This is a genomic window from Spirosoma litoris, from assembly GCF_054776755.1.
In genome coordinates, this window is sequence record NZ_BAAHBI010000039.1 from 1 (window position 1) to 22801 (window position 22801).

Sequence of the window (22801 nt, forward strand, 5' to 3'; positions counted from 1 at the left end):
TCGGCTCACCCAGTTATATGCTTAATTCAAGATGCTCCACAAATTTTGACCTTGATCCATAAAAACTATTAAGCGCTCAATTCTCCAAATGAATTTACGCGCCTAACCGGTTAGCATCCGTAGCCACTATCTGCTAGTTTTGTTTTTTTATCACCTCAAGGCGAACGTTCAAAAACGTGACTGACGATAAGAAGCGGGTCAAAAAACAACCTACCTCAGCACGAGGCAGCCAGCAACCACTCCAGCCAATAGAACAACACCTCGCAGATGCGTTTAGTAGAGCATCCGTAGGTTTGATCATCGCTCAATCAGATGGTACGGTTCTCCATACAAACGACGCATTTAAGGTACTAGTCGGATTTGATGCCACTGATTTAGTCACGAAGCCCTTCAGCGCGACCATCCATCCCAATGACTTACACCTGTATGAAGTCCACTTTAGCGAATTGTTAAGCGGTAGTACAGGATCATTGGTCAATCAAATACGTTGTCTTCATAAACAAGGGCACTGGATATGGGTCAAGGTAAACACAACCGTCCTTTGTAAGACAGAAGGTAAGGTACAAAGCTTATTCTCAGTCATTGAAGACATCACGAAGGAAGTAGCCATGCGCGATAACCAGCAAAAATTGCTGGCGCTGGTCGACAATAGCCTTAGTTTTATGGCCATCGCTGACTTAGACGGCCGGGTCACGTACATTAATGAAGCTGGTCGAACACTAGTAGGTCTGGATAAATCAGATCTGCAGACAGGGAAAATCGTCGCTGATTTTTATAGCCCAGAAAACTACCGTTTCATTCAGGAAGTAGCCATTCCCACCTTACTGAGCCAGGGATATTGGACAGGTCGGGTCGAATTGAAACATTTTAAAACTGGAGAATCAATCCCCTGTCAGGCAAGTGGTATTCGTATCGATGACCCCAATACGGGAAAACCGCTGGGCCGAGGATTTACTATGCGCGATTTACGGGCCGAGCTTACAGCCCAGGAAACACAACGCAGATTGCTTACTCTGGTTGATAATAGCGTAGAGCTGATGTCCATTTTGGAATTGGATGGTACAAACTCCTATATCAACAAGGCGGGAATAACCATGCTGGGCTTCGACAATGCCCAACAAGTTCGGGAAACACCCATATCACAGTTACATGCTCCGGAGCATTTTGACTTGGTTGCCCAAGAAGTACTTCCCTCCGTAATGAGTAAAGGCCACTGGTCGGGAGAAATGCTCGTCCGTCACTTGAAGACGGGAGAGATTTTCCCGGTATATAATAACACGATCCGTATCGATGATCCGCACAGTGGACAGCCCATTGCCATAGGGGCCGTTATGCGAGATAGGCGGCCCGAACTGATCGCTCAACGGGCGCTGGAAGAAAGTGAGCTGTTTTCCAGGAATGTGTTTCATCATTCGCCCGTCGCCAAGGTAGTTTTTGTAGGAGAGCCTATGGAGATCCGCATGGTCAATGAAAAGATGTTGGCTTTGCTGGGGCGCGATGAAACTATTATCGGAAAGCCGTTTAGAGAAGCCCTGCCTGAATTACTGACCACGCCAATTGCTCAGCTACTTGGTCAAGTCTTTGCAACGGGCGAAACCCATTACCAACCCGAAGTCAGAATACAGTTAGGTAATGCGGAGCAGCCTCGCTGGGGCTATTACGATTACATCTTCAAAGCCTTACACAATACGGCTGGCGAGGTATACGGAGTGATTGTTACGGCTTCTGACATAACCAGTCAGGTAGTGGCCCGGCAAAAAGTAGAAGAAGCCGAAGAAGCCTTACAAGCGGCCATTGAACTGGCTCAGCTAGGCACCTGGCAAATGGATTTGACAACGGGCATCATCGACTATTCTCCGCGACTCAGAATCTGGTATGGACTAGATCCTGATGGGCCTATTACGCGCGAGGCATCAATGGCCGCGATTCGGGAATCCGATAAAGCGCGGATACAGGAAGCCATTGCCAAGGCAATGGTGCCCGGCTCTACCGGTTTATATGAGATCGAATATACAGTAGAAGCGAGTCACACGATCCAGGAACGAATCTTACGAGCTCAGGGCAAAGCTTTTTTCAATGAGGCAGGTAAAGTCTATCGATTCAACGGTACGGTACAGGATGTAACTGCACAACGGCATCTTCAGCTCGCTCTGGAGCAGCAGGTGCAACAGCGCACGGAAGAACTGGAAGCCATCAATGAGGAACTGGCGGCTAATAATGAAGAGCTTACGACAGCCAGTGAAGAAGTCATGCTCGCTAATCGACGGCTCGAAGAAAGCAACTTCCTGCTGACTCGTTCCAATCAGAACCTGGAGCAATTCGCCTACATTGCCTCCCATGATTTGCAGGAACCTTTGCGCAAAGTCCAGCAGTTTGGCGATCTGCTAATTGATCGATATGGTAACCAGCTAGGCGAAGGAAGAGCTCATCTGGAACGTATGCAGCTGGCTGCCAGCCGAATGTCTCAGTTAATTAAAGATCTCCTGGCTTTTTCCCGGATTTCGACTAAGCTGGCATCAACCAATCCGGTGTCACTAAACCACATTATTGAGCGAGTACTCGATAGCCTGGCCGTATCTATTGAAGAAACAGGTACGCACATTGTTATTGAAAAGTTACCTTCGGTGCCGGGTGATGGCTTACAGCTAGAGCAACTGTTCCAGAATCTTCTGAGCAATGCAATCAAATTCAGTCGTACAAAGCAAGCAGATGGTGGCCAACGTCCACAAATCGTTGTTCGCACGCAGCAAATACAGGCTTCGCAGCTCCCTCCTTTTCTTAAGCCAACGCGATTCGCAGAAACCTACCAGTGTATTGAAGTCGTTGATAACGGAATCGGTTTTGACGAGAAGTATATCGATCGCATTTTTCAAGTGTTCCAGCGGCTGCACGGCAAAGATGAGTTTGCCGGAACTGGGATCGGGCTGGCGATCTGCCAAAAAGTAGTAACGAATCATGGGGGAGTGATTACGGCCAAAAGCCGCCCCGGTCAGGGAGCTACGTTTAGTGTGTATTTACCGATTTGATTATTAGCTCCCGTCATTTCAGACAAATTGGGTTACAAGATGTGACTCATGTCTTGATCAAATTACAACTGACTTAATCCTGCTCTCGCTTTATTGTCTACGCTGTTTTTATACTCGTGGTGCTTAAAACTGAGGGCTTTCTGGAAAAACGATCGGGCGCGCGTCCGGTCGTTTTTTTGTTGATAAATATACCCCAGTTGCAAGGCTGCCGTTGCACCAAATGAAAGTTGATCGGGTTCACTGAGCGTTAAGGCATACTTAAGGTACGGAACAGCAGCATCGGGATCATTCCGACGTTGGTAGATACGCCCCATGCGGTAATTGTACTCTGCTTTCTCGGTCGTTAACGAAAACGTTGCCGCGTTATATGGGCGGAGGCAAGCGAGTGCGCTATCCGTAAAGCCACCGTCTGAAGCAAGTCGTGCCCGCATCAATACTTTTTGATTAGGTGACACTCCTTTTTTAAAGTAAGCTTCCGCAAATTTCTGAGCCGCTTTATCTGATTCGACTGTTGTGCGACCAACTGTCAATACCTTTTGGAGGAAAGACTGTGCCTGCACTTCAGTCTGGTTAGTAGGTAACCACTGGCAAAGAAATAACTTGTAATACGAATCTTTCAGGAAATTCTGACCTTTATAAGTCGCTAAAAACTGTCTGAAATGGTTTGTTGCCGTTAGATAATCTCCTTTTTGGAGGTAAATATCACCCAGAATATTTTCGATGACTGGCAACGATTGATAAGCCGGCCCCGTGGGCCGTTTGATCAAATAGCTTAGCGCTTGTTCACTATGCCCATTTTTCTGCTCAATGGTCGCTCCAAAAAAATGCAGTAGTAGATTATCAGTGTGTTCACTAACAAGCTGCTGCAGGGCTTGCCCATCTGAATCAGTAAACTTTACGACATAAGCCCGAATCATCAGGTCGATCAACCGGGCTTCGAGCCGAAAGGTGGGGTCTTGTTGTGCTCGTTGTAATTCCTGTTGCCCTTGTTTGATATTACCGTGTAGTCCCAATAGATTGGCTACCCAAACGTAATTATCGGGCACCGACCCAATCATAACATGCAAAGTACCCAGCGATTTGTATGTCGGCAGGAAGTTGGGAAACAGCTTCTGGTTTTCGCTCAATAGCTTGTACGCCCGAATAACATCCCAACTGGCGCTAAGCTCTTTGCCAAATTTGAGTTTGCTAAAGGCCCAATGCAAACGAACTTCGGCCAATAGTACCCGCTGCCAGGGAGAATTATCGTCCAACTTCTTTAAGGCACTTAAGCGATCGTCTTCGCGATCGCCCAGGGTAGCAAAGGCCCGGTCATCATCGGAGGTAACGAGCAGGAGCATATCGGCGTAATCGTCCAGGAAGATGCGAATGCCCGTTTGCCCTGTTTCGGCCGCTAGTGTTTGTCTGGCCGACTGCACTTTTAGTTTTTGCAGGTCGGCATAGGCACGTTGTAAACCGGGAGTCCAGACAAAGTCCTGCGCGTGGGCCACTATGGGGATGCAGAGGAGCAAAAACAAAAACACCGGGTTGAAACCCGGTGCAGTTGACAATATTCTCTTCATCTCTTGCGCCGGGTTTCAACCCGGTGTTTTTGAGTAAACTACCGTCCGCGGCCCGTTGGAGCTGGTTCAGGCGCACCTTCAACATCAGCGAAAATCCGTCCGCAGTGTTCGCAAACGATGATTTTCTTTTTGTCTTTAATATCCGCCTGACGCTGAGGAGGAACTACGTTGAAGCAGCCACCACAAGCACCACGTTTCACCATCACAACGGCCAGGCCGTTGAGTGCGTTACCGCGAATTTTGTTGTACGAATTCAACAAACGTGGCTCAATCGTAGTTGCCTGATGATCACGTTGTTTGATGATTTCTTTTTCTTCTTCCTGGCTTTCCGAAGTGATCTGATCAAGCTCCTGCTTTTTCGCTTTCAGGTCTTCTTTCCGTTCGTTCAGAGCGGCCTGAGTTGTTTTGATTTCCTCTTCTTTGCCTCGAACCCGGAATTGAGCTTCATTCGCCCGTTTTTCAACGAGTTCGATTTCGAGCGACTGCAATTCGATTTCTTTAGAAATAGCGTCGAATTCGCGATTATTCCGCACATTCATTTGCTGATCTTTATACTTAGTGATCAGCTTCTCGGCATCTTTCTTCGCAATGCGATTGCGCTCAATATCTTCTTCTAATGTCTTGATTTCGCTCTGAAACTTACCAATCCGGGTTTCGAAGCCAGCGATGTCATCTTCCAGGTCGCGTACCTCTTCAGGCAATCCTCCGCGAATTTTGATCAGTTCATCTAGTTGAGAATCAAGAGATTGTAATTTAAGGAGAGCGTCTAATTTCTGCGCAATCGTTAGTTCCATTCGGAGATTTGTGTTTTAATGTATAATGAATAATGTCTAATGTATAATGATATGTATTGTAACTTTCTGAAAATCAGCGACTCCAGTGTTTTACATTATTCATTATACATTATTCATTAAAAGTATCGAATTGGATTCGTGTCCGTTTCAGATAAAATTACCGCAAAAGTAGAGAATTTTTTTGTCAAATGCCCGAAAATCAATTCTTTCGTAAATATCTCGCTTTCATAATGCCCAATGTCGCAAATACAAATGCGACCGTCGGCGTCAAAAAACTCGTGATATTTATAATCAGCCGTGACAAACACATCGGCCCCTGCTCGTATCGCATCGGGTAATAAGAAGCTGCCTACTCCCCCACACACAGCCACACGTTTGATTGGATGAGTAGGCAAAGGTGTGTAGCGGATCAGGTTCAGGGCCATCTGCTCTTTCAGATAAGTAAGCCACAGGCTGCTGTCCATTGGTTCTTCTAATTCGCCGATAGCTCCCGAACCGACTGTTTGATTCGCATTATTGAGCGGATAGAGATCATAGGCCGGAACTTCATACGAGTGAGCGCGTTTCATGACAGCGACTACAGTGTTCTCCAGATAAGTCGGTACGAGCACTTCCAGCCGTTGTTCGTCAACCGTCTCGTCCTGGCCAACAGCGCCAACTGTCGGGCTGGCTCCATCCAGGGGCTTAAATGTCCCCTCTCCATTCACTCGAAACGAGCAATGTTCATAGGTGTCAATACGACCTCCGCCAGCTTCATAAATAGCCGTCAACACAGCTGTTAAGTCAGCGTTGGGGACGAAGACGACCAGCTTGGACAAGACCTGCGTTTTAGGAGCCAACACACGTACGTTTTGGAGCTTGAGCTTTTCGGCAATCTTGAAATTAACGCCACCCGTTACATTGTCTAAATTAGTATGGGCGGCATAAATGGCAATGTCGTGTTTTATGGCTTTAATGACCGTTCGCTCAACGTAGGTTTTGCCGTTCAGTTTTTTTAGCCCTTTAAATACAATAGGATGATGGGCTACAATAAGATTACAGCCTTTGGCAATCGCTTCCTCAACAACGGCTTCAGTCGTATCGAGGGTCACCAAAACGCCCGTTATCTCGGTCGAAGGGTCGCCTACGATTAACCCTGAATTGTCGTAAGATTCCTGATAGGCGAGCGGGGCGAATGCTTCAAGGTAAGCGGTGAGGTGTCGAATCTGGGGCATAATCAGTATCGGCAAATAAATGCCAGAATTTTCACAAAAGTAACGACGTTTAGCGGGCCATCTAGCTACCGCAGCTTTATGACTGTATGTGTTATTGAGGCAAATCGTCAGATTAAGGTAAATAGCCTACTCTAATCCGTCGATTTTTCGGAACAACATTTACAAAAAAGGTGGTCAACTAACTGAGACAAAATTGAAATTTCATAGCACAAAATCGAAAGTCTAGAAGAATAGTAGACACTCAAGCGTCTGATTCACAACACAATGATACTATCATGATAATTGAAAGAATTTGAACGACTTTCAAACACTCCTTGTCCCTCCCCTGCCCTAAGTTTGACTAAAACCAACAAGCTACTTTCGGTTTTGGCTCTACGATGAGTAAACAACCGTATGGCATCCTGTTTGTATAGGACAAGTTGCGATTTCTAAACCACTTATAATGACACCAACAATAACCTGTTTCGGCGAAATCCTCTGGGATGTGTTACCAACCAGCAAACAACCCGGCGGAGCCCCCATGAACGTTGCAGCCGATCTACGTAATTTCGGCCTGAATGCACAACTCATTAGTCGCGTTGGGAGCGATGAATTGGGGAAAGAACTCCTGGCCTTTTTAGCCGAAAAGCAACTCCCGCTTGACCTCGTTCAAATTGGCCACTCCCACCTGACGGGCATTGCCAAAGCCAACCTTTCGGATACCAACGAAGTGACGTACAAGATTGTACAGCCTGTAGCCTGGGATTATATCTTTCTGGAGCCGCTACTGCTCGAAGCAGTTCGGCAAAGTACGTTGTTTGTGTATGGCAGTCTGGTTGCCCGTAGTCAGCAGTCGCATGAAACGTTGCTTGCTTTGCTGGAAGTAGCTCCCAAAAAAGTATTTGATGTGAACCTCCGCGCTCCACATTATGAACGAGCAACCGTTGAAGAACTTCTCTATCGAGCCGATATTGCTAAACTGAATGAACATGAGTTAGTCGAATTGTCGGAGTGGTACAGCGATGAAACCGATCTGAAACAGGCTATGCTGCAACTGCGCGAGCGCTATCAGTTGGAAACGTTGTGCGTAACACTTGGTGAAAAGGGGGCAGCTTTGCTCGATAAGGATGGTTTTACACAGCAGGCCGGTTTTTCGGTTGAGGTAGAAGACACCATTGGTAGTGGCGATGCGTTTCTGGCCGCTTTTATCTATAAAACGTTACAAGGCGCTTCCCCGCAAAATACGCTCGAATTTGCCTGTGCAACGGGTGCTTATGTTGCTACGCAACGAGGAGCTACACCCACCTTCACGGAGGAAACCATCACGCATAAGATTCTGCAAGCGGAAGTCTCCTAAACGTTGACCATCTTCACTAAACATCATGCGAAAAATACGTCTGACCAGTCTGCTATTCGTTGTTTTGAGTCATTTTTCATTCGGGCAGAGTCATCACGTACCGATGAAATCGGACCCCTATCGGCCGCAGTTTCATTTTACGCCCAGGGCGCATTGGATGAATGACCCGAATGGAATGGTCTATTACAAAGGGACGTATCATCTGTTTTTTCAGTACTACCCCAAAGCAACCGTCTGGGGACCAATGCACTGGGGCCACGCGACCAGCAAAGACATGGTGCATTGGAAGGAGCAACCCATTGCGCTGTATCCCGACAGTTTAGGCTATATTTTTTCGGGAAGTGCCGTGGTTGATGTGAACAATACGAGTGGTTTTGGTAAAAATGGGCAGGTGCCATTGGTCGCTATTTTTACGCACCATAATCCCAACTTAGAGAAGCAAAAACCCGATCAGGTAGAATCTCAGAGCCTGGCCTATAGCCTGGATGAAGGGAAAACCTGGACCAAATATGCGGGTAATCCAGTCCTTCCCAACCCCGGTATTACTGATTTTCGAGATCCGAAAGTTCGATGGTATGAGGCAGAGAAGAAATGGATCATGACCTTGGCAACCAAAGATCACATCACGTTTTATTCGTCGCCCAATCTAAAATCCTGGACGAAGGAAAGTGAGTTTGGGATCAATGCTGGGGCGCATGGTGGTGTTTGGGAGTGTCCGGATTTAATTCCACTGAATCACAACGGCAAAACCGTATGGGTATTGATCGTGAATATTAATCCGGGTGGACCCAATGGAGGTTCGGCGGCCCAGTATTTTGTCGGTGATTTTAACGGTAAAAACTTCAAGGCCTACTCGAAAGAAACTAAATGGATGGATTACGGGACTGATAATTATGCCGGTGTAACCTTCTCCAACACGGGTAACCGAACTATTCTAATGGGTTGGATGAGCAACTGGCAATACGCTACTGTAGTCCCGACCGAGGCCTGGCGTAGTGCAAACACCGTTCCGCGCGAACTTGGCCTGAAAGAAGTTGGGAAGGAGCTTTTCCTGACCTCCAAACCCATAAAAGAATTGGACGAGCTAAATGAGCAGCGCTTTTCACTGAAAAACCAATCAGTAAACAACAGTTATGATCTGACGGCCAAGACAAAAAACGCTACGGGCTTATTCAAGCTGGAAATAACTACGCAAAACACAACTGATTTCTCGATCGTGTTGGCCAATAAGCAGGGCAATGAGGTTGTGATAGGTTACGATAAACGTGCTAACCAGTATTACATAGATCGTAGCCATTCAGGTAAGGTTGACTTTGAAAAAGGATTCGCGAAACGGCATTCGGCTCCCCGCTTCTCGACAGATAAAGTAATGTCGCTGACTATATTAGCAGATGTGGCTTCTGTTGAACTGTTTGCCGACAACGGGCTTACCGTAATGACCGATATCTTTTTCCCCGACCAGCTGCTGAACCAACTATTCATTAAGTCGGCGACAGGCATAACGCTGTCGAATTTGACGTATACTAAACTAGCTCCCTCTATAGAGAACGGTCTTTAACAGGTAACTGACTAGTTTTTTTGTCATTTCGACGCAGGAGAAATCTTAAAGCTCCTCATTAATCAATCTTTAAGATTTCTCCTGCGTCGAAATGACAAAAACAAGTTCATAAATTCTATAAAGTTTAAACTGATCCGGCTTAGTTATCGACCTTGATACGCTTTAGAAAGTCGTTTCCCTATTTTTAGGAAACGACTTTTTTGCATAATTCCAGATTCGAAAATTTGTCGCAGTCATACCTCAAATTGGCGTATTTACACCCGTATCGTTAGCTTAATGATCGATCGTTTTGCTTAGCTATTCAGTAGAGAAGAGTAGGGATTCGACTGTCTGATAAGTAGACTAATGTCAATTTTCATCAACGTTTAACGAATAAGGCTATGTTTGAAAACACAAGAGCATTTAGTAGGTTAAGTTGATGGCGTACTGGGTACCTATTCTTTTGATTTTACGTATAAACCCTTACGTAATGCGGCTGGGGAGGTGTATGGTATTATGGACATGGCGGTTGATGTTACCCAGCAGGTACTGGCCCAGCAACAAATTGAGAAAACGCAACGGCAAGTAACCTACCCGCCTACAGTTGGCTGGAGATAGTGACTACTCAGTTTACATTTTCTTTGAAATAGAGCAACTTAGCCAACGATACGGATGGCCCATCACAAAACGAAACAATTCAGCTTCGGACTCCTGGCCGGATTGATTGCCTATGCGCTGGTTGGTAAACTGGGCCTGCATCTACTCCAGCTAAGCTGGGCGGACTATGCCGCGCATAGTTCTGATAAATCCTACACCCTGCCCATGCTGTTAGCCAGGTTAATAGTCGGCCTACTGGCGGCTGCTGTGGCCAGTGTTATGGCGACCAAACTGGCCAACGATGCGGGGAAAAGTGCCTGGTGGGTGGGTGCCCTAGTGTTCATCGGGGGCTCCTATGTTCACTTACTGACGGCTGTTTGGACAGAGTACCCAATTTGGTACCACTGGGCTTATTTGTTGCCGATCTTACCCGTTATTGGGCTAAGTCACTCTCTGTTAGAGAAGCATTAGTGTCCAAGCCATCAAGTAGTTTTCTAGTTTCGGAGTTCTCTATCTCCCATAAATGCTCCCTCCTGAGACGAAGAGCGATTTGCGTCTCTGTCATTCGGGCCTTTCACAAGGCACTAAACAATGTCCTCTTCGGCTCATTTTTTACCATATGATAAATGGAAGCCCCGCCATGGGTACTACCTTTACCTGATGGAAGCACTTATCAATCTTATCCTCCAATTTGGTAACCTCAATAAACAGCAGATCGAGTTTTTGTTGAGCAAGGTTGAAATGCTCGAATTTAAAAAAGACGACTACCTGTCGGAAGCCGGGAAGGTGCCCCGCTATGTGGCCTTCGTCTTGGAAGGCGTGTTCCGCTTTTGCTATTATAATAACAGGGGCCAAGAAATAACCAATTATTTTGTGGACGAAGGCAATTTTGTCGTCGATAATGAAAAATTCGAATCGGAAATTGTGGCCTCCGAATATGTACAGGCCGTGACCGACTGCAAAGTACTGGTTTTCAACAAAAAGAACTGGGACCAGCTATCCAACACCATTGTGGGCTGGGACATGATGAAGGCCAACATGGTAAAAAAGTGCCTGACGCTGGCCATGGAACGGCGCAGTCCGCTGGTTTCAGAAGACGCCACCACGCGTTATCTTTCCTTCATTGAGGCATTCCCCGGCCTGATCAACCGCATCCCGCTTTCGTACGTGGCCTCCTACCTGGGCATCACCCAACAATCGCTGAGCCGTATACGCCGTAATATCCGTTAACGGCGCTTTTTACCAAATGATAAAGGGTTTCTTAGTGCCGTTTTCAACCTTTGCTTATTCATTTAAACGTAAAAATGATGAGCAAAAAGATCGTATTGATAACCGGAACAAATAGTGGTTTTGGCTGGCTTACCGCCCACAGCGTAGCCGCCTTAGGGCATCAAGTATATGCCACCATGCGCGATACCCAGGGTCGTAATGCCGATAAAGCAAAGGCCCTTGCGGCCGTAGCGAACGTGACGGTTTTGGACGTTACCCTGACCGACGAGCCGAGCGTGAAGCAGGCCGTTGAAACCATTTTGGCCAAAGAGGGTGCTATTGATGTACTGGTGAACAACGCTGGTTACGCCATGAGTGGCGTGGCCGAGAGCTTTACCACCGCCGATGTGCACACCACGTTTGATATCAACGTGTATGCCCCCTGGCGACTGATCAAGCAGGTGCTGCCCGCCATGCGCCAACAGGCCGAAGGACTGATCATTAACGTGACCAGCGGCTTTGGGCGGGTATCGTTCCCCTTTGCTACCATTTATGCGGCCTCCAAATTTGCGCTGGAAGGAATAAGCGAGGGTCTGCATTACGAGGTAAAGCGTTTAGGCATTGAGGTGGCCCTTGTGGAGCCGGGCGCTTTCCCGACCGAAATGCAGCAAAAGAACAACCCCGCATCTGATCAGAGTGTATTTGAGGGGTACGGCGCCATTGCCGATATACCCAATAAAATGATAGCCGCCTTGGGCGGAGAAATGCAGGCTAAAAAGCCTAACCCGCAGGATGTTGCCGATGCCATTGTAAAACTGATCGGCACGCCGAAAGGCACCCGACCCTTACGCACCGTGGTCGACCCCATCACCGGTCAATACATTGAAGCCGCCAACCAGGTCGTAGCCGAACAATTTGCCAAAGGATTGACAGTGTTCGGGATGAGCGAGTTATTATAAGTGGAACAGATTTAACGGGAACGGCAGTGGCGTGGGCTCCTGCCGCTTTTTGTTTCTAGCTGTTAGCGTATTGTAGCTAAGATTTACTGCTACAGCGTTTCATAAATTCCTCCCAACTGAGACGAAGAGAGCGTTGCATATCGATAATTCCAGCGATAAAGAGAATGTATAAGTAAGGTTACGTACACATGCAATAGTTGTATGATACTTATCATTTTATTGTAAAAAAGATTTCTTCGTTACTAAGAGTCCGCTTTAGCCTTTAAAGTGCTCATGCAGTTGACAAGACATGCTGGCTTTCGTTCAATCGATGAAAGCGGATATAATTCGATTAATCTCCTGTTTCTGACGTTGAGTGGCCCCGTCCCACATATCGTTATGAAGCGTGGCCGGCAGTTGAACAATCTGTATGCCCAATGCTCGCTGTTCTTCTTCTGTAGGCAGTACCCCTTGGTCAGCTACCTGATCACTAGAGCGTATCGAGAGGATGCGAGGGGAGCGGACTCTGGGTAGAGGCATACGTCGATTATCTAACGAGATCACCTGGCTCACTAGGGTGGGATGTTGCTGGGCAAACAACACCGTCATATCACCGCCATTCGAGTGACCAATCAACAGCACATGTTTAGCATCTAAATCAGGTCGCTGCTTTTGGAGGGCTTCGATTACAAAGTGAATGTTCTCCGAACCGCGCTGCCAATTAGGCATTCTGACTTCATAAGGCCTACCTGTCATCGGTAAAGGCTCGTCGGTGGGTAGCTCGTGCTGGATACTAGCGACCAAGTACCCATGGGCCACTAAATTCTGAGCAATGAAGGAATAGGCTTTGTTACTACCTTCATACCCATGACTAAGCACAGCCAGCTTTAAGGGGGCATTTACTGTTCGAGGCATGTATAAAAACACGGGAATGAGCCGACTGCGAAGGGTATCAAATAGCTTCAGCGAATCGGTTTTAATCGCAACATGGGTAGAATCAACTAGACTATTTGTGTTGCTAGCCCAAGTTGACGAGGCCATCAATACGCTAAAAAGAAGGCTTGTAAAATATTGGCTCATTGCTGTTTTAGAATTGCTACTAGGCAAGCAAATTTACTTAATTGGGGGTAAACCCCTCCCCAATGAGACGCCCCCCTATATCTGCTTCACCAATGAGGTGTTTGTTTTGACCGCCAGCGTCAAAAACTGTCAATGATTAGTCGTAGCATACCAACTACAACTACCTGTATCTATGCCTCCTCGACGCTACTTTTTTAACTGGTTGAGGGCAGGACCAACCCGTTTAAAACCATGCTCCTCTCGGAATTTATCTTGTTCAGCTTCACTCATCGGTTTAAGGGCCCCTTCGCTTACCTTTTGGAAAAATTCTTCCATTTTACCCGCTGGCTGAAAAGTCATCAATAACCGGCCAACACCAGGACCTACCTTGGCAAAACAATGGGGTATGTTGCGCGGACCAAACACACTATCACCCGTCTTGGCCTGGTGGATCACCTCACCAACCTTAATCAGAAACTCGCCTTCCAGCACATACCACAACTCATCCTGATCAAAGTGGGTGTGAAGAGCAGGTCCTCCTTCTTTAACGCGAGTAGATTCATACACGTACAAATCGCCATTGGTATCTTTAGTGGATACCTTGGTCATAAAGGTATCGCCATCAAAAAGGGAAATAGCATGATTAAATCGGTCCTTCCCTGCATCGACTTTAAACCCTTTGTCAACGCGGTAGTTTTTTAAGGTGTGGGCTGCCCACAAGAAAGGAGAAGCCAGGAAGGTAGCTGTCGCCAAACCAGCTTTTAAGAAACTATTTCGGTGCATATCAATTCAGGCTATTGTATCAAGATTGAGTCATTCCTACGAATAAACTAAGGTTTACAACACCGCTCGTAAGTTGTTTAGCCAGCGGTCAATAGAGTTGTATAAGTGGGGGACTTCCGTCTGTCGCTGCCACAAATGGTATGACTTCTTTCGGACTCAATTAATCGGCAATTTTAATCCAAAATTGGTAAGGAATGGAGTTCCAATTTACCCTGAATGTGCCTTTTGCAGCAGCCACTGACTTTAGGATAAGTGATGCGTGAACTACAGTTAACTTACTGGTTGTATGTTAGTCTATTCCTTCATTAAGCTTAGCGTTTTGGCCTGCCAATATGCGCCAGCTGCCTTCTTTGTTGGTTAAGAGGATCGTTCGGCGAAACCGGAAAGTCTGGCCTGGATAGCGTTCATCCCCGCTTAAATCCGTACGGACATGAACAAGGGCCATATCCGGTTTGAGCATGGTTATATCTTCAATGGAACGGGTGGTAAACTGAGTCGATTTGAAATAGGTCGTATGGGTGGTTTGATAGTGCTTCTCAATCTGAGCGCGGCCTTTGTAATAGGCACCAAACCAGTTGACCCAGGTGGCATCCGTATGGTATTGCTGAGCTAATGCTTTAGCATCATGACGATTCCAAGCCTGTTCATAGTTGGCAATGACTGATTTGATGGCTTCTTGGGTTGCTGTCTGGTTGTCGTTTTGGGCACTTGTTGAGTGAGCCAACAAGCTTGAAAGGGCGATTAGGGCCAGTACTATCTTTTTCATGATAAAATGAAGGTATAGTTTATTCGTGAGCTGAATAAGGCCAAGTTACTCTCGTCCTGCTACACTACTGTCCTCTTTTTATTCAAGGGTATATGTTCGTTGACTCGCCATTGGATAGCTATGTGCTATTATTTAATCTTCTATCTGTAAAGCTAGTGCGTTGACAAACTAGATTCTAACTGTTTCTATAGATTCTTCCGATTGCTATTGTACTGATAATCAGAAACGATAGAATCAACCGCGCGGGCGGCCCTGAGAATTTATAGAATCTAAATTGGACAAGCACTAGCCACTTTCAGAAATCGGTAACAACAGACCGTAACATTATTCTTGTCACAATATAAACGGACGAATGTATTGGGACGGATAGAATCTATTCTCATTAAATGCTCCCAAGTAAAACACTAGATCGTTAGCTAAGTTCAACAAACTAAGCGCCATCAAATAGGGCATAATGAAGGGGTACACTATAGTATGGCTCTTGATACCAGTTTGTTTTAAGAGGAGCTTTCTCTTATATTAACCTCTATCTATAATGTTATATTTAAATTTTTCCTTATTATTTTTCAATTATAAATTATATAAATAGTTTTACTTCTTTATCAGCTATATCTAAAATACTAGTAGCTACTGAGTCAACCCAAGGATTCGTTTCCTACATATTAGTATACTAGCATCTTTTCTTTTCGCCATGTATTGAGACCATATAAATATCTCAATTATGTTGCCTTCTACTCAACTTTACTCCTAATTACTCAGCAACTTTTTAAATTTTACGTTAGCAATCATAAACAGATCAGTACTAATTGCCATGAGCCGTTGGACCTTGTTTGTGCATGCTGAAGCATATACCAATTGTTGAAGACGTAGCGCAAATTCGTGTTACTGTAACTGAACAATCGATTTCGCATGGATATGATGTGCGAACAGCTTAGGCTGGGGTAGCTGATCTGATAAAAGTAAAAAAATGGTTTCTCAAACTGATCATGTGAGATATTATGATGGAGAATATAAATGGTTCTCAGTTTCTGGAAAATATTCGTTCCAATTCAGAAACTGCTCATAGTCTATTTATTTTTTAGATAAAGCGCACATGGTTCATTTGCGAGATGGCATGGAGCTAGGCACCGATGATTATGTAATGAAACCGTTTACGTTTCATAATCTAAAAAGTACAATTGAATGCCAACCGAAGTGGAAAGACCTTCGAAAAGTGCACTGAAAACCAGATAAATATAAACCTAACACTGTACTTGCGGCCGATAGAAACAATAATTCGTTTACGAATTATTTGAATATAGGTAGAAGGGCTTTGCTAACTGTAGACTTTGCTTTTTTGAAGAGTCGATTTTGCGAAACGATCAGTCTTTAGTCTCATTTATATGGCTTATTCTAAGTTACTCACCCGTCAAATTTCCCGCTATTTAACCAGCGAATTTCAACAAGCGCCTGAAGTGATCAAATTTCTGGAAGCAGTTGATCGATCCTATCTCGCCTATGAACGGGATCGGGAACTTACCGAGCGGGCCTTCTCAATTAGCGAAAAAGAATACAGTGCATTACACGCTACTTTAAAAAGTGAACTTCAAATAAAAAAACTCTCCGTTCAAAAGCTTGAAGAAGCTGTAAACACAATCAGTGAGTCAAATTTCCAAACGGAAGCTAACGATTTATTATCGATAGCCCGTTTCCTTCATCAGCAAATTAATCAGCGAAAAAATGCTGAAAAAGTTTTTAAGTCGCTGATTACAAACATGGAGAATGGGGTACTACTGGAAGATGAAAATCGAGCCGTTGCCTTCACAAACCAAGTTTTCTGTGAGTTATTTAATATTCCGGTTTCACCAGAAGCTTTACAGGGCGTTGACTGTACCCATGCAGCCGAAGCGTCAAAAGACTTATTTAACGAACCAGAACAGTTTGTTCGTCGCATTAATACCATTCTGTCGGAGAAAAAGCTGGTCAAGGGAGAGATTCTGGAACTGGCGAATGGAAGTGTATATCAGAGGGATTACATTCCGTTATTCCTGGACCACAATTACAAAGGCCATCTTTGGAGCTATACCAATATTACTGAACAGAAAAAGAGCCGGGATGCGTTGGAACAAAGTGAGTTAAAGAACCGTCTGATTATGAATGGGGCACTCGATGCCATCATTACTATAGATATTGAGGGAGTAATCACATTCTGGAACCCGCAAGCCGAAAAAATATTTGGATGGACCAGCCAGGAGGCACTCGGGCAGAAATTATCGGATTTAATAATCCCAACGGTTCATCGGGATAGTCATACCCAAGGGTTGCGATCGTATGTGCAAACCGGGGAGGGCCGGGTATTGGGGAAGACACTAGAATTGCCAGCACTCAACCGGGCAAAAAAAACCTTTCCCATCGAGTTATACATTATTCCGTTAAAACAGGGAGACAATGAGTTCTTCTGTTCATTCATTCGGGATGTGTCCGAACGTAAAAAATATGAATCTGAGCTAGAGAAGCTATCTCTGGTGGCCAGCGCCAACCAAAATGGCGTTATTTTCGTCGACCTCAGCGGTAAAATTTTTTGGGTTAATGAGGGCTTTCAAAAGCTTACTCAATACAATTTCAACCAAGTTTCAGGCAAAACCCTCTTTGACATCTGCCAAGGACAATACACGGATGCCACCAGTCCAATTGCTATTGAGAAAGCACTCAACCAAGGCCAAAGCTTTACACTAGAGGGCATCTATTATAGGCAGGATAAAAGCTGGTTCTGGGCACGCATCAGTGGCCAGCCGATCATTGACAAACAGCAGGCCATTACACAATATTTTTTTATCGTGGAAGATATTTCCCAGGAAAAAATTGTGCAGCGTCAGCTTAAAGAGTACGAAGAAAAGTTGCGGATGGCGCTGACCAACGTTGGCGATAATTATTGGGAACATGATTTTCGTACCCAGAAAACCTATTTTTCTAATCCATCGAATAAGTTGCTGGGCTTTCCAATTGATGAGTTAACGGATCTGGCCGGTTTATGGTGGCGTCAAGTTCATCCGGTCGACCGCCCTATACTTGAAGAAAACGACAAAATGTATAGAGCTGGTTTACGTGCCCGCCATTCGCTTGAGTACCGAATGATCCATAAAGATGGATCGATCAACTGGGTGCTTGATCGGGGGGTTGTAACTGAGCAGGATACGACTGGAAATCCACTAAAAATTATTGGTACCCACATTGATATTACCCATCAGAAAGAGCTAGAGATCGCTCTCAAAGTAGCCAAAGCTACCGCTGAGGAATCGACTCGTTCGAAAGAATTATTTCTGGCCAATATGAGCCATGAAATCAGAACACCTATGAACGCCATAATGGGTATGAGTAATCAACTCAAAAAAACCTCGTTAACTGAACAACAGCAGTTCTATCTGAATATCATCCAGGCGGCTTCCGACAATCTACTGGTCATTATTAATGATATCCTGGATCTATCCAAAATCGAAGCGGGAAAACTTACCATAGAACAGATTGGCTTCGAACCTCACCAACTGATAAAGAAGGTGATCCAAATCATGAACCATCGGGCCGAAGAAAAGGGATTGTTATTCACCAATTCATTTTTCGATACCCGAATAGCGCCTGTTTTAATAGGCGATCCCCATCGGCTGACGCAAATACTACTTAACCTGATTTCGAATGCGATTAAGTTTACTGATAAGGGAAGAGTTGACATTAGTTGTCAGGTTGTTAAGGAGGATGCTACCCGGCAAATAATTCAAGCAACTGTACAGGATACGGGAATAGGCATGGACGATGAGTTTGTCCGAACAATTTTTCAAACTTTTAGCCAAGAGGATACATCCATCACCCGTCGATTTGGCGGCACAGGGCTCGGCATGAGCATCTGCAAAAATCTGGTTGACTTAATGGGTGGTCAGATTGAGGTGAAAAGCCAAAAACAGGTGGGAACCACTGTAACTTTCTGCATACCTTTTAACAAAGGAGAATCTAGCGATTTACCCCACAAACAGCCCGAACAGATTAATACGGACTTCCTTTCAGGGAGTAAGATTCTGGTGGTGGATGATAATGAAATGAACCGGTTACTTGCTTCTACCATCCTTAAAAATTATGGAGCGCTGATCGATGAGGCTCGGAATGGTTTGGAAGCTTTTGAAAAACTAAAAGCGCAACCGTATAATCTGGTATTGATGGATGTTCACATGCCGATTATGGATGGCCTGGAAGCTACCAAACAGATTCGAGAAAAAATAAAAGGCCAATTGCCGATTATTGCCTTAACCGCCTTAGCTGTTTCAGGGGACCGGGAAAAGTTTATGAGGGCTGGCATGAATGATTATTTGTCTAAACCTTTCGATGAATCAAGCCTACTTACCGTAGTGGCAAAATGGTTGGGGAAAGCTAGTGCCTTCCCTAAGACTACTAGCGAAACAGAAAATCAGGATAGTCTTTTTGACCTTTCTCAACTCCGATCAATTGCTCAGGGTGATGAGGAATTTATTTGGGAAATGGTTAGCATGTTTATTGATCTGGTGCCAGCAGGCATTAAAGAAATGAAAACGGCTTATGAAGCAAATGACTTTAAAAAAGTTAGCCAGCTCGCCCATCGGCTTCATCCTTCCGTAGCAACACTTGGTATTACCTCGCTAGCTGATGTATTAGTTAGCATTGATAAAAACGCAGAAATCTACCAGGCTAGCCCGCGACTGGAACACTTAATTTCACGTCTTGGCGAGGTAGTTGAGGAGGTAGTCGATCAATTAATAGCGACTGGCAGCATGAATAAATCAAGCTAGTAACTACCCACTAAGTTAAATAAAGATTTAAACTTATAGTTCAAGGGGGCAATAATAGCCACCATCACCAGAGTAAATAGGTAATGACAAACTGGTTTAGTCAACGTTAACATTTTATTTAATTCTTAACCTATGAAGAAATTTTTTTATTATGCCCACTCATTCAATACATCAGCCCAATTCGAACAACTTACAGCTTCTTCAGGACGTTTGGAATGAATCAAAGGATGGCTTAGCTGTATTTCAGAGTATTTTTTCAGGCACTAGTCAAATTAGTAGCTTTTTCTTAGCTGAGGCAAATCCAGTATTTATAGATAGGATGGGGAAACCAGCTGATGAACTAATCGGTAAACGTCTTATCCAATTATTTCCTCTGCCTAAGGCGGCTAATTTTTTCAAGCTGTTTAAAGAGCTTTTACTAACTCAGAAAAGCAGACAAATTGAAGACGAGTTTATTAACCATTATAGTCGCCAACCTATCCGCTATAATTTTACTATCATGCCATTAGAGGACAAAGTTCTTCTAATTATTGCGCCAAAAATTGATGAGAAACAGCTTCAGTTAGAAAAACCAACGCAACTAATTGACCAGCTTTTTAACCTCTTTACTAGTGGGGTTACGTTCTTCGAGCCAGTGCTAGACGACCACAATATACCTGTAGACTTCCGATTCGTCTTAATCAACGATGTGGGGTTAGCCATGAGTGGATTTCAGCGTCAGCAACTCATAGGCAAAACGCTGCGTGAGATTTATCCCGCTACCGACTCTTTTGGGTTGTTTACTACTTATCGAACCGTCTTTCTGACTGGAGTGGCTTACCAGGGAGAGCATTTCTATCCAGATTACAGTATATGGCGAGAAGTATCTGTCACGAGGGTAAGTAATGGGCTTATGGTTACTTATAATGATATCACTTACCATAAGAAACTAGAACTGATTTCTCAACAACAGGAATCGTTTCTGCACACTTTATTTGCTAATAGTAACGCTTTATTAATACTGTTTAATCCAATTTTTCAACAAGGAGAACTGATAGACTTTTGCATCGTGCGCTGTAATGAAGTCTATGCCAAAATTGCAGGCCAGACATCCGATCAACTGGTTCAGCAACACTTCTCAGTACTACATCCTGGTTTCCAGGAAACCCAGGTATTTGAAGCAGTCAAGCAACTATTAATTACGGAACAATCACAACAATTTTTCGAAACGTGTCAATTTAATGGCCGGACCGTCTGGTTTGACTCTACTGTTGTAAAAGTTGACCAATACATCTTACTAAGCACGTTAGACATTACCGAACGGTATGAGTGCCAACAAACGATTGATCAGCTTACTCAATCGCTACAACGTACCAGTAATAATATACAAGAATTTAACTTTGTAGCCTCCCATGATTTACAGGAACCATTAAGAAAGATTCAACAATTTGGCGATTTACTCAAAACGGGCTACGGTGATGCGCTAGGAGACGGTAGGGATTATTTAGATCGGATGCAGGCATCTGCTCAGAGAATGTCTATGCTCTTAAAAGCACTACTCGCATACTCTCGTGTATCCACTATTCGTAAACCATTTGTAACTATCTCCTTGACGTCAGTCATAAATAAAGTAATAGGCATCCTAGAAGTGCCTATTAAACAAACAAAAGCTCACCTCGAGGTAGAAAACTTGCCAGTCATAGAAGGAGATGTCTCCCAGTTAGAACAACTATTTGAAGAGCTGTTGTCGAATAGTATAAAGTTTGTATCAACTGGGGAACAACCTAATATTCGCATCAGTTACCAGTGTTTGAAAATCAATGAGTTGCCACCTTCGGTGTTGGCTAAAGGCTTTGTTTCGGCCTATCATGTGGTTACCGTCCATGATAATGGAATTGGCTTTGAGAGCAAATACAATAAACGCATTTTCGGTGTTTTCCAGCAAATACACAAAGGAGTATATCCTGGTACAGGGATTGGCTTAGCTATTTGTCAACGGATAGTGGAGAACCATCACGGAGTGATTGTATCCCAAAGCGAATATGGAAAGGGAGCCTCATTCGCAATTTATTTACCTATGTAACGTGAATAATGGGTTGATATAATATATAAACCACTGACAATCAGTTTACTAAAAGATGGTTTTGTCATCCCGACGCAGGAGGGATCCGCTCCGGCGGCCCGGTTCGGTAGCTAGAATGTGCTGCTGTTAGCGAAGATCCCTCCTGCGTCGGGATGACAAAAAACACTGATAATCAAAGAATTAAATGGAAGCTGAGCCATTATTCACGTTATGTAGAGGAAACAATTAAAGCCTCTCAAAAAATGCTCCAAGATGAGACGATGTAGCTTTCATATATCAACCCCGTTCATGGGGTGGTTTATGGCTCGGTAAGTTGGCAAGGTTCAGGAACGGACAACTTACCGGATTTAACCATTAAATTAGTGCTCCCCTATAATAATTTCCCTTCTGAATTTTATTCCCGTTCTAATCCTTTGACGGCATGGGCTACTAATTCGTTATCACTCATTAAATAAAGGAATTTGTTTAAGCTGCGACTTAATAGGCTTCATATGAATTGTTCAAGTGTAGTGGCAAAATACTTTCTCAACCTGATCACGCTCATTCAAGTGGAAGACTTAGCTGGCCAGTTGGCCATTCACCGAAGTATATTCAATAACCAATGAGTTAATTCCTACAAAAACTCGGTGCAGGCTAAAGTGCAGATCGAGATAAGTGCCCAGACCGATCCCAAAATAATGTTCCAGATCACCTTTGTTGGTGATACAGCCGGTTTCATTAAACTTGAGCAGTGGAACAAAAGGTGAATAAAATTCCAGTTCATCGGCATAGTGCGCCAGAATTGCAACTAGATCATGGGCATTGAAGGCACCGATCCATTCATCGGCAAAGCGGAGAGCTTGCTCTTTTACAAGACCGCTTCGCGCATCATTCCACCGGACGGTATTAATGTAGTTGTCTTACAACACAAATTGACAGCTACCTCAGTTACCTAAGCTGTACTCAATGAATCTGTCATTATGTTCATTACTTACTTTGCTCAAATTACATGGGGCATTTTTTGGATTGGCTGGGCCATATGGGGATATATAACACGCCGTCGAGTTCACGTGCAGCAGCAATCTGACACGAGTTGGTATCGGCGAATCCATGTAGCACTCGTAGTACTATCCTTCATCCTATTGCTCA

General features: G+C 44.6%; 15 protein-coding genes. 8 read left to right on the forward strand and 7 right to left on the reverse strand.

Annotated elements, in window-relative coordinates:
- The first annotated feature begins 176 nt into the window (after positions 1–176).
- Positions 177–3026: a PAS domain S-box protein gene (locus ACYVGR_RS23930; protein ID WP_460961485.1), complete on the forward strand. Its 2850-nt coding sequence runs from the start codon at positions 177–179 to the stop codon at positions 3024–3026.
- 62 nt (positions 3027–3088) lie between these two features.
- Here ACYVGR_RS23930 and ACYVGR_RS23935 read toward each other — a convergent pair whose 3' ends face one another.
- The 3 genes from ACYVGR_RS23935 to ACYVGR_RS23945 form a co-directional block, all read right to left on the reverse strand.
- Positions 3089–4588 (reverse strand): tetratricopeptide repeat protein, encoded by a 1500-nt coding sequence (locus ACYVGR_RS23935; protein ID WP_460961487.1) that lies wholly within the window; start codon positions 4586–4588, stop codon positions 3089–3091.
- Between the two features lie 38 nt (positions 4589–4626).
- Positions 4627–5382, reverse strand: coding sequence for a zinc ribbon domain-containing protein (locus ACYVGR_RS23940; RefSeq protein ID WP_182461115.1), 756 nt, complete (start codon positions 5380–5382; stop codon positions 4627–4629).
- A gap of 116 nt (positions 5383–5498) precedes the next feature.
- A complete protein-coding gene (locus tag ACYVGR_RS23945) occupies positions 5499–6596 on the reverse strand; it encodes a Nif3-like dinuclear metal center hexameric protein (protein ID WP_460961490.1) in 1098 nt (365 codons plus the stop codon).
- A gap of 442 nt (positions 6597–7038) precedes the next feature.
- Between ACYVGR_RS23945 and ACYVGR_RS23950 the strand changes: the two genes are divergently transcribed.
- The 5 genes from ACYVGR_RS23950 (at position 7039) to ACYVGR_RS23970 (ending at position 12234) form a co-directional block, all read left to right on the forward strand.
- Complete coding sequence (locus ACYVGR_RS23950; RefSeq protein WP_460961492.1) at positions 7039–7932, forward strand: carbohydrate kinase family protein; 894 nt, start codon at positions 7039–7041, stop codon at positions 7930–7932.
- A gap of 25 nt (positions 7933–7957) precedes the next feature.
- The gene (locus ACYVGR_RS23955; RefSeq protein WP_460961494.1) at positions 7958–9490 is read left to right on the forward strand and encodes a glycoside hydrolase family 32 protein; all 1533 of its coding nucleotides are present in this window, start codon (positions 7958–7960) and stop codon (positions 9488–9490) included.
- 651 nt (positions 9491–10141) lie between these two features.
- The gene (locus tag ACYVGR_RS23960) at positions 10142–10537 is read left to right on the forward strand and encodes a hypothetical protein (protein WP_460961496.1); all 396 of its coding nucleotides are present in this window, start codon (positions 10142–10144) and stop codon (positions 10535–10537) included.
- Positions 10538–10726: 189 nt separating this feature from the next.
- Positions 10727–11296: a Crp/Fnr family transcriptional regulator gene (locus ACYVGR_RS23965; RefSeq protein WP_460961498.1), complete on the forward strand. Its 570-nt coding sequence runs from the start codon at positions 10727–10729 to the stop codon at positions 11294–11296.
- Positions 11297–11370: 74 nt separating this feature from the next.
- Positions 11371–12234 carry an SDR family oxidoreductase gene (locus ACYVGR_RS23970; protein WP_460961500.1) on the forward strand — a complete coding sequence of 288 codons (864 nt, stop codon included), beginning with the start codon at positions 11371–11373 and terminating at the stop codon, positions 12232–12234.
- Between the two features lie 303 nt (positions 12235–12537).
- Here ACYVGR_RS23970 and ACYVGR_RS23975 read toward each other — a convergent pair whose 3' ends face one another.
- The 3 genes from ACYVGR_RS23975 to ACYVGR_RS23985 form a co-directional block, all read right to left on the reverse strand.
- Entirely contained in the window at positions 12538–13128 is a 591-nt protein-coding gene (locus ACYVGR_RS23975) for a serine aminopeptidase domain-containing protein (protein ID WP_460961502.1), read from the reverse strand.
- A 351-nt stretch (positions 13129–13479) separates the two neighbouring features.
- On the reverse strand, positions 13480–14055 hold the full coding sequence (locus ACYVGR_RS23980; RefSeq protein WP_460961505.1) for a cupin domain-containing protein: 576 nt from the start codon (positions 14053–14055) through the stop codon (positions 13480–13482).
- A gap of 289 nt (positions 14056–14344) precedes the next feature.
- Positions 14345–14821 (reverse strand): YybH family protein, encoded by a 477-nt coding sequence (locus tag ACYVGR_RS23985; protein WP_460961507.1) that lies wholly within the window; start codon positions 14819–14821, stop codon positions 14345–14347.
- Between the two features lie 1382 nt (positions 14822–16203).
- Here ACYVGR_RS23985 and ACYVGR_RS23990 point away from each other — a divergent pair.
- Together ACYVGR_RS23990 and ACYVGR_RS23995 are read left to right on the forward strand one after the other, a co-directional pair.
- Positions 16204–19611, forward strand: coding sequence for a PAS domain S-box protein (locus tag ACYVGR_RS23990; RefSeq protein WP_460961509.1), 3408 nt, complete (start codon positions 16204–16206; stop codon positions 19609–19611).
- A 151-nt stretch (positions 19612–19762) separates the two neighbouring features.
- Positions 19763–21673 (forward strand): PAS domain-containing sensor histidine kinase, encoded by a 1911-nt coding sequence (locus ACYVGR_RS23995; RefSeq protein ID WP_460961511.1) that lies wholly within the window; start codon positions 19763–19765, stop codon positions 21671–21673.
- Positions 21674–22230: 557 nt separating this feature from the next.
- Here ACYVGR_RS23995 and ACYVGR_RS24000 read toward each other — a convergent pair.
- Positions 22231–22563 carry a nuclear transport factor 2 family protein gene (locus tag ACYVGR_RS24000; protein WP_460961728.1) on the reverse strand — a complete coding sequence of 111 codons (333 nt, stop codon included), beginning with the start codon at positions 22561–22563 and terminating at the stop codon, positions 22231–22233.
- Positions 22564–22801: the final 238 nt, after the last annotated feature.